Here is an 8,100-nt window from a genome sequence, read left to right as displayed (position 1 = left end):
GGCCAGACCGTCGTCATGGTCACCCACGACCCCGTCGCCGCCGCCTACGCCGACCGCGTCGTCTTCCTCGCCGACGGCCGCATCGTCGACGAACTGCCCAACCCCACCGCCGACACCGTCCTGGACCGCATGCGCCGCTTCGACGCCAAGGGCCGCACCAGCTAGCCCCCGTCCCCGCCCAGGCCGACACCGCCCCAGACCCTCAGGACTGACACTCCCTCATGTACCGCACCGCACTGCGCAACGTGCTGGCCCACAAGGGCCGACTGCTGATGACGCTGCTCGCCGTCATGCTCGGCATCGCCTTCGTGGCCGGCACGCTCGTCTTCACCGACACCCTCGGCAACGCGCTCAGGTCCCAGAGCGCCAAGAGCTACACCGATGTCGCCGTCACCATCAGCGACCGCGGCGCCGTCGGCAAGGGCTACGACCACGGCGGCCGGGCCGACGCCGGGCCGACGCTGACCGAGGAGACCCGCCGGGCGGTCGCGACGCTGCCGGGGGCCGCCGAGGCCCGCGGTGTGGTCACCGGCTTCGCCGGCATCGCCGACCGCGAGGGCGCGCTGATCGGCGACGGCTTCTCCACCACCGGCACCAACTACGTCCCCGGTGCCGACGGCGCCGACCCGCGCTACCCGCTCGTCGACGGTCGCGGCCCGCGCGGCTCCGGCGAGGTGGCGCTGGACGCCAGGACCGCCGAGAAGGGCGGCTACCGGGTCGGCGACACCGTCCGCGTCGCCGTCAACGGCCCGGTGATGGAACTGAAGCTCACCGGCACCGTGCGGACCAACGACCCCCGGGTCGTCTCCGGCGGCTCGCTCGCCGCCTTCGACACCGCGACCGCCCAGCAGCTCTACCTGAGCCCGGGCCGGTTCGGCGAGATCGACATCAAGGGCACGCCCGGCGCCGACGACGCCGCGCTGCTCGCCGCCGTCCGGAGCACCCTCCCGCAGGGCGACGGCGCGATCGACACCCGGACCGGCCGCGAACTCGCCGCCGAGCAGGACCGGATGATCGAGCAGGGCACCAAGGGCCTGAGCGGCGTGCTGCTCGGCTTCGCCGCGATCGCGCTCTTCGTCGGCATCTTCATCATCGCCAACACCTTCACCATGCTCGTCGCCCAGCGCACCAAGGAGCTCGCCCTGCTGCGCGCCGTCGGCGCCCGCCGCAAGCAGGTCGTCCTGTCCGTCCTGGTCGAGGCGACGCTGGTCGGCCTGGCCGCCTCGGTGGCCGGCCTGCTCGCCGGCATCGGCATCGCCTCCGGCCTGCGGTCGCTGCTGAACGGACCCCTGGAGGCCAACCTGCCGGACGGCCCGCTGGTGATCGCCCCGTCCACCGTACTCGTCTCGGTCGGCGTCGGCGTCGTGGTGACCGTGCTGGCCGCCCTGCTGCCGGCCCTGCGGGCCTCCCGGATCGCCCCGGTCGCGGCGATGAGCTCGGGCGAGCAGCCCGCCTCGCAGAAGAGCCTGCGGGTGCGCAACGCGATCGGCCTGCTGTTCACCGCCGCCGGCGCCGCCGCCCTGGCCGCCGGCGCCACCGCCAAGAGCGGCAAGCTGGTCGGCCTCGGCGCGGGCCTGCTGCTGATCGGCGTCTTCGTGCTCACCCCGCTGCTGGCCCGGCCGCTGATCGCGCTGTTCGCCCCGCTGCTGAGCCGGCTGTACGGGACGCCCGGCAAGCTGGCCCGGGAGAACGCCGTCCGCAACCCGCGCCGCACCGCCGCCACCGCCTCCGCGCTCACCATCGGCGTCACCCTGATCACCGCGCTGACCGTGGTCGGCGCCTCGGTGAACAAGGCCGTGGACGAGGCCACCGCGAGCGACCTGAAGGCCGACTTCACCGTCGCCATGCAGAACTTCTCGATGCTCTCGCCCGAGGTCGCCCCCCAGATCTCCCGGACGCCCGGCGTCAGCGCGATGAGCGTGGTGCGCACCGTCCCGGTCGAGACCGGCGCCGACGGCGACACCGAGTACCTCACCGCGGTGGACGCCACGACCATCGACCGGCTGGCCACCGTCACGGTCACCTCGGGCAGCGCGGACGCGCTCAAGCAGGGCAAGCTGCTGGCCAGTTCCGGCTACGCCGAGCGGATGGGCCTCCAGCCCGGCTCCACCCTGGCCGTCACCTACCCGGACGGCACCCAGGGCTCGCTGACCGTGGGCGGCGTCCTGGCGGCCAACACCGCGCTGGCCGGCCTGGTCGCCCCGGACTCCGTGGTCGGCCCGCACGCCGCGCTCGGCAGCGGACCGGAGAAGGTCCTGGTCAAGGGTGCCGACGGCGCCGACGCCAAACTGAAGCAGGCCCTGCGCGACGCCACCGGCGGCAACCCGCTGATCGCCGTCAAGGGCGACAAGGACATCAAGGCCGAGAACCGCCAGCTGGTCACCGCCGTGCTGAACATCATGTACGGCCTGCTGGGGATGTCCGTGGTGATCGCCGTCCTGGGCGTGATCAACACCATGGCGATGTCGGTGTTCGAGCGGCGCCGGGAGATCGGCATGCTGCGGGCGATCGGCCTGGACCGGCGCGGCATCGGGCGGATGGTCCGGCTGGAGTCGCTGATGATCGCGCTGTTCGGCGGACTGGTCGGGGTGCTGCTGGGCATCGTGACCGCCTGGGCGGGCACCCGCACGATGGCGGACACCTTCAAGAACATGACCACCGTGGTGCCGCCGGTCCAGATCCTGGGCTTCCTGGTCGCCGCCGCCCTGATCGGCCTGCTCGCCGCCGTCTGGCCGGCCCGCCGGGCCGCCAGGACGGACATCCTGGCCGCGATCAAGAGCGAGTAGCCGGCTGACCGGCCCCACGTCGAAAGGGCTCCGCCCGCCGGGAACGTTCCCGGCGGGCGGAGCCCTTTCGGCTTGGACGATTCGTCAGCAGCCGTTTCGGCAGGCGCTTCAGCAGCCGTTGAGGATCGAGGTGAGCGTGCTCTTCTCGGCGCTGTCCACGGAGAGACCGTAGTAGTACTTCACCTGCACCCAGGCACGGGCGTAGGTGCACTGGTAGGAGGCCTGCGGCAGCCAGTGGGCCGGGTCCTGGTCGCCCTTGGAGCGGTTGGAGCTCGCGGAGACGGCGAGCAGCTGCGGGCGGGTCAGGTCGTTGGCGAAGGCCTTGCGCTGGTCCGTCGTCCACGCCCAGGCACCGGAGCGCCAGGCCTCGGCCAGCGGCACCAGGTGGTCGATGTCGAAGGAGGAGGCGTTGGTGGTGGTCGCGTTGTCGTAGACCGAGGACCAGCTGCCGCTCACGGAGGCGCAGGCGGAGTCCGTGACCACGCCGCTGCCGTCGCGCTTGAGGACCGTCTCGCGGGTGTTACAGGTGCCGGAGATGGTGATCCAGTGCGGGAACAGCGTCCGGTCGTAGGTGTCGTCGTGGGTCTCCGCGGTCGCCGCGATGGACGCCAGGTAGGAGCGGGCCGTCGCGGCCGACACCGGGGTGGGCAGGGCGGCCTGGGCGGTACCGGCGCCGGCCAGCAGGGTGGTGAGGGCCAGCAGCAGGGCGCCGAGGGCGGCCGGCAGGGCGCGGTGCAGCGTGCGTATCGCAGGCATACGGGGACTCCAGAATCGTCGTGAGGGCAGGCGGAAGCCCCCGGGCGGAGCGGCCCGGGCTGGCAACCAGCATGGCGCGTCAGGGGTTTACGCGGGTAGACCCTGGAGGTGAACTTTTTGACCGATGGTCAGCTCGCGACGGGGAGCGCGCCCGCGCGGCACGGCGCCGGGTGGCGCCGCACGGCGCCGCACGGCGCTGCGCGGGGCCGCGCGGGGCCGCGCCGGACCGTGCGCGGTGGCAGGCCGCACGGTCCGGCGTACGCCGGGGTGCGCCTGGACCGGGGCGTCCGTGGGACGGGCTGTGCTCGGACCAGGGCGTCCGTGGGCCTGGGCGTCCGGGGGCCAGGACGTACGGGGGCCGGGACGTACGGGGGCCGGGTGGCGACCTGGCCGCCCGTCGGCCGGGCGCCGCGGTGTGACCGGCCTCATGCCCGGCCGGGGCCCGCTGTCGGGGGCACGTGGCACGATGTCCCGGTACGAAGCGGGGATGCCGGAGGGGGCGGACCATGGAGCACAGCAGGATCACGGGCGAGGATCCGGACGGGCACCAGCACGTCGTACGGATCGTCTCCCGCCGGCCCGACTCCGTACGGGTCGTCTGCGACACCTGCGGCTACAGCAAGTGGTCGGTGGCCGGTGCGCGGGGCAAGGCCGAGCGGCACCTCGGGCAGGAGCACGACGCGGACCACCTCCGCCGGGAGATACCGGTGGCGCGCTGGGTCATGACGGGGATCGGCCTCGCCGTGTTCGTCGTCTTCCTCCTCACCTACGGGACCTCCCGGTAACGAGCCGCCGCGTCGACGGCGGGGCGCCGCTGCGCCGGCACGCCACGCGTACCCACCGGGCGGGGCCCCGACATGCCGAACCGCCCCGGCCGGCGGGTGCCGGTCGGGGCGGTGAGGTGCTGCGAGGTGCTACGGGGTCCGGCGGCGGCGCGGTCAGGCCGCCGACTTCGCGGAGCCGGCCGTCGGCGCGACGGGCTTCGCGGGCTTGCCGCCGAAGAGGCCGAAGAAGACCGCCAGGGTCGGGACGAGGTAGAGCGCCCAGACGACCAGCTGGAGCACCGTCGGGTCCGGCTGGAAGTTGAACACGCCCTTCAGCAGGGTGCCGTACCAACTGTCCTTGGGGATGGTGCTGGTGATGTCGAAGGCCTGGTTGTGCAGGCCGCCGAGCCAGCCGGCCTCCTGCAGGTCGTGCACGCCGTACGCCAGCACCCCGGCCGCGACGACGACCAGCATGGCACCGGTCCAGGTGAAGAACTTCGCCAGGTTGATCTTCAGCGCGCCCCGGTAGAACAGCCAGCCGAGCACCATCGCGGTGAGCAGGCCCAGCGCCGCGCCGATGACCGGGTTGTAGCCGTCGTTGGTGGCCTGCACCGCCGACCAGATGAACAGCGCCGTCTCCAGCCCCTCCCGGCCCACCGCCAGGAAGGAGGTGACCACCAGGGCGAAGGTGCCCATCGCCATGGCCGCGTCCAGCTTGCCGTGCAGTTCGGTCTTCAGGTGGCGGGCGGTGCGCCGCATCCAGAACACCATCCAGGTGACCAGGCCGACCGAGATGATCGACAGAGTGCCGCCGAGCGCCTCCTGGGCCTCGAAGGTCAGCTGCGAGGAGCCGAACTGGAGGACCGCGCCGAAGGCCATGCTGAGGACGACGGCCGCCACGACCCCCGACCAGACCGGCGGGAGCTTGTCCTTGCGGCCGGTCTTGACCAGATAGGCGATCAGGATGCACACGACGAGGCTGGCTTCGAGGCCCTCGCGCAGGCCGATCAGGTAGTTGCCGAACACGCTGGCTCCTGGGGGTGAAGAGGTGGTACGTGGGGAAGGGAGCGCCAGGTCAGCCGAACAGGGCCTGGCCCCACCACTCGCCGGGCTTGCGGACGCCCGCCGGGCAGGCGAAGTGGGCGGAGCCGACGTGCTGGATGTACTCGTTGAGCTTGTCGCTGGAGGCGAGGCGCTGCTGGAGCGGGACGAACGCCTTGCGGCTGTCCCGCTGGTAGGCGAGGAAGAACAGACCGGCGTCCAGGCGGCCGAGGCCGTCGGTGCCGTCGGTGAAGGAGAAACCGCGGCGCAGGATCATCAGGCCGTCGTTGCTGTCCGGGTGGGCGAGGCGCACGTGCGAGTCCTCGGGCATCGCCTTGAGGTCCGGCGCGTCGTGCTCCTTGGGCTTGCCGTACGGGGCGCCCTCGCCCTTGGTACGGCCGAAGACGTCCTCCTGCTCCTTGAGCGAGGTGCGGTCCCAGGTCTCGATGTGCATCCGGATCCGCCGGGCGACCAGGTACGAGCCGCCGGTCATCCACTCCGGACCCTCGCCGGGGCCGACCCAGACGTGGTCGGCGAGCTTCGCCGTGTCGGTGCCGGCGATGTTGTGGGTGCCGTCCTTGAACCCCATCATGTTGCGCGGGGTCTGGGCGTCCGGGGTGGTGGAGGAGGTCTTGCCGAAGCCGAGCTGCGACCAGCGGATGTTGACCGTGCCCATGCCGATCCGGGCCAGGTTGCGGATCGCGTGCACCGCGACCTGCGGGTCGTCGGCGCAGGCCTGGATGCAGAGGTCGCCGCCGCTGCGCTGCGGGTCGAGCTTGTCGCCCTTGAAGTTCGGCAGGTCGATCAGGGCCTCGGGTCGCTTGGCCTTGAGGCCGAAGCGGTCCACGCCGTCCTTGTCGAACAGGCTGGGGCCGTAGCCGATGGTGAGGGTGAGCCGGGAGGCGGGCAGGCCCAGGGCCTCGCCGGTGTCGTCCGGCGGCGCCTCGGGCAGACCGCTCGCGGCGCCGGTGCCGACCTCGCGGCCGCCGGTCATCGCGGCGGCGGCCTTGGTCCACTCCTTGAGCATCTTCACCAGCGACTCGCGGGTGGCGGTGGCCGAGACGTCGAAGGCGGCGAAGTGCAGCCGGTCCTGGACGGGAGTGGCGATGCCCGACTGGTGCTCGCCGTAGAAGGGGATGTCCGCGGAGGTGGCGGCCACGGCGGGAGCGTCCTCGTCCTGCCGGGTGGCGGCGGCGACCGAGCCGACGCCGGCCGCGCCGATCGCGACCCCCGCGCCCGCCCAGCCGATCACGGCCCGGCGGCTGATCGGGCCGCGGCCGGCGTCGCCGCGCTCACTCGTGGTGGTGTCGGCGTCGGTGCCGGCCGGCGTCCCGCTCTGCTGCTGGTTCTCGGCGTCCATCGACGGGCGGCCCTTCTCTGTACTGACTCACGGATACCGTGACGGCCGCTGGGGCCGCCACGGCGGTGTGGTGGAGGGTGGCGGTGCAGGCCCCCGAGGGGGCCGGCACCTGCTGACCGGGAGCTGCTACTTGACGACCACGGCGGCGGCCAGCTTCGACAGCGGCTCGCCCAGCGAGTTCACCGCGTCGGAGAAGGTCTTGCGCTCGGCCTCGGTGACCTTGTCGTAGGAGGTGTAGGTGCCGTCGGTCTGCTTGTACTTGGCGAGCAGCGTCTGGATCGCGGCGAACTCCGAGTCCAGGGTCTTGGCCAGCTCGGCGTCCTTCTCCGAGGCGACCGGCTTGAGCAGCTCGTAGGCCTTCTGCGCACCCTCGACGTTGGCGACGAAGTCGGCCAGGTCGGTGTGGCTGTAGCGGTCCTCCTCGCCGGTGATCTTGTTCGTGGCGACCTCGTCCAGCAGCTCCTTGGCACCGTTGGCCATGCTGGTCGCGGTGATCTCCGCCTCGGGGATCTTCTTCTGCCAGTCCTTCAGGTCGGCCACCAGCTGGTCGGCGAGCTTCTTCTCGTCGTCACCGATCTTGGCGTCGGCCCAGAGCGACTTCTCCAGCTTGTGCCAGCCGGTCCACTCCTGGCCCGGCTCCAGCTTGTCCTCGCGGGTGTCGGTCTTCGGGTCCACGTCACCGAAGCTCTCGGCGACCGGCTCGGTGCGCTCCCAGCCGACGCGCGACGGGGCGTAGAGCGGCTTGGCCTTCTCCACGTCGCCGGCCTTGATCGCGGCGGCGAACGCCTCGACGGCCGGAATGGTGGCGTCGGCCTGCTCCTGGGCGTACTTGCGGTAGGCGTCGACGGCCGCGGTCAGCCGCGGGTCGGTCGGGGCGCCCGAGGCGGCCGCGTCACCGGTGACGGTGATCTTCTGACGGATGCCGTCGCCGACCATGCCCGGCTTGCAGGCGACCTCGTACGAACCGGCCTTGATCTCGGCGTTGATGGTCGCCTTGGTGCCGGGGCCGATGTTCTCCCGCTCGGTGATGATCTTGTCGCCGTCGCCGTAGACGTAGACCTCGGTGGTCTTCGAGCCCTTGTTCGCGATGTCGATCACGACGTGGCCGGCCGGGAAGGTCGTCTTGGAGACCTCACAGGCGGTGTCGGTGGCGTTCACCTTCACGGCGTCGGCGGAGGCCTTGTCGTCCTTCTTCTGCGAGCAACCGGCCAGCGCGGCGGTCGCCACAGCGAGGGTGAGCAGCGCGGCTGCGGTGGAACGACGGGCGGACATGAGGGCTCCAGCGGGGAAGGCAGACGATTCAGGGCATGACTGAGGGTGGGTACGGGAACCGGGGTCCCCGGCTCCCCCCACCCACTTAGCTAAGGCATACCTTAGGGATATCTGATTTCGC

6 protein-coding genes and 1 pseudogene are annotated in these 8,100 nt (G+C 72.0%); 3 read left to right on the top strand and 4 right to left on the bottom strand.

From position 1 onward, the window contains the following. Both ACFXHB_RS24615 and ACFXHB_RS24610 read left to right on the top strand, forming a co-directional pair. Positions 1-165 (top strand): annotated as a pseudogene (locus ACFXHB_RS24615) (ABC transporter ATP-binding protein); the annotation flags it as partial. Positions 166-221: 56 nt separating this feature from the next. Beyond that, positions 222-2,786: an ABC transporter permease gene (locus ACFXHB_RS24610; RefSeq protein WP_380576771.1), complete on the top strand. Its 2,565-nt coding sequence runs from the start codon at positions 222-224 to the stop codon at positions 2,784-2,786. Positions 2,787-2,894: 108 nt separating this feature from the next. Here the strand turns inward: ACFXHB_RS24610 and ACFXHB_RS24605 are convergent, their stop codons facing one another. Beyond that, on the bottom strand, positions 2,895-3,542 hold the full coding sequence (locus ACFXHB_RS24605; protein WP_380576770.1) for an HNH endonuclease family protein: 648 nt from the start codon (positions 3,540-3,542) through the stop codon (positions 2,895-2,897). A gap of 506 nt (positions 3,543-4,048) precedes the next feature. On the opposite strand from ACFXHB_RS24605, the gene ACFXHB_RS24600 reads away from it, so the two are divergent. Further along, positions 4,049-4,327, top strand: a complete 279-nt coding sequence (locus ACFXHB_RS24600) for a hypothetical protein (protein WP_380576769.1) — start codon at positions 4,049-4,051, stop codon at positions 4,325-4,327. A 153-nt stretch (positions 4,328-4,480) separates the two neighbouring features. Here ACFXHB_RS24600 and efeU read toward each other — a convergent pair whose 3' ends face one another. The 3 genes from efeU to efeO form a co-directional block, all read right to left on the bottom strand. Then, complete coding sequence (efeU, locus tag ACFXHB_RS24595) at positions 4,481-5,332, bottom strand: iron uptake transporter permease EfeU (RefSeq protein ID WP_380576768.1); 852 nt, start codon at positions 5,330-5,332, stop codon at positions 4,481-4,483. A 49-nt stretch (positions 5,333-5,381) separates the two neighbouring features. Then, positions 5,382-6,707, bottom strand: coding sequence for an iron uptake transporter deferrochelatase/peroxidase subunit (gene efeB / locus ACFXHB_RS24590; protein ID WP_380576767.1), 1,326 nt, complete (start codon positions 6,705-6,707; stop codon positions 5,382-5,384). A gap of 126 nt (positions 6,708-6,833) precedes the next feature. Beyond that, a complete protein-coding gene (gene efeO, locus ACFXHB_RS24585; RefSeq protein WP_380576766.1) occupies positions 6,834-7,979 on the bottom strand; it encodes an iron uptake system protein EfeO in 1,146 nt (381 codons plus the stop codon). Between the last annotated feature and the right edge of the window lie 121 nt (positions 7,980-8,100).

The sequence above is a fragment of the Kitasatospora sp. NPDC059327 genome, assembly GCF_042752535.1.
In the GTDB taxonomy this organism is placed as follows: Bacteria; Actinomycetota; Actinomycetes; order Streptomycetales; family Streptomycetaceae; genus Kitasatospora.
The sequence above is the reverse complement of the archived record's forward strand: the minus strand, read 5'-3'. Positions and strand labels throughout refer to the sequence as shown.

Coding starts and splice junctions, on each gene's coding strand:
- efeO (WP_380576766.1), bottom strand. CDS start 7,979: ATGTCCGCCCGTCGTTCCACCGCAGCCGCGCTGCTCACCCTCGCTGTG.
- ACFXHB_RS24610 (WP_380576771.1), top strand. CDS start 222: ATGTACCGCACCGCACTGCGCAACGTGCTGGCCCACAAGGGCCGACTG.
- efeB (WP_380576767.1), bottom strand. CDS start 6,707: ATGGACGCCGAGAACCAGCAGCAGAGCGGGACGCCGGCCGGCACCGAC.
- ACFXHB_RS24600 (WP_380576769.1), top strand. CDS start 4,049: ATGGAGCACAGCAGGATCACGGGCGAGGATCCGGACGGGCACCAGCAC.
- ACFXHB_RS24605 (WP_380576770.1), bottom strand. CDS start 3,542: ATGCCTGCGATACGCACGCTGCACCGCGCCCTGCCGGCCGCCCTCGGC.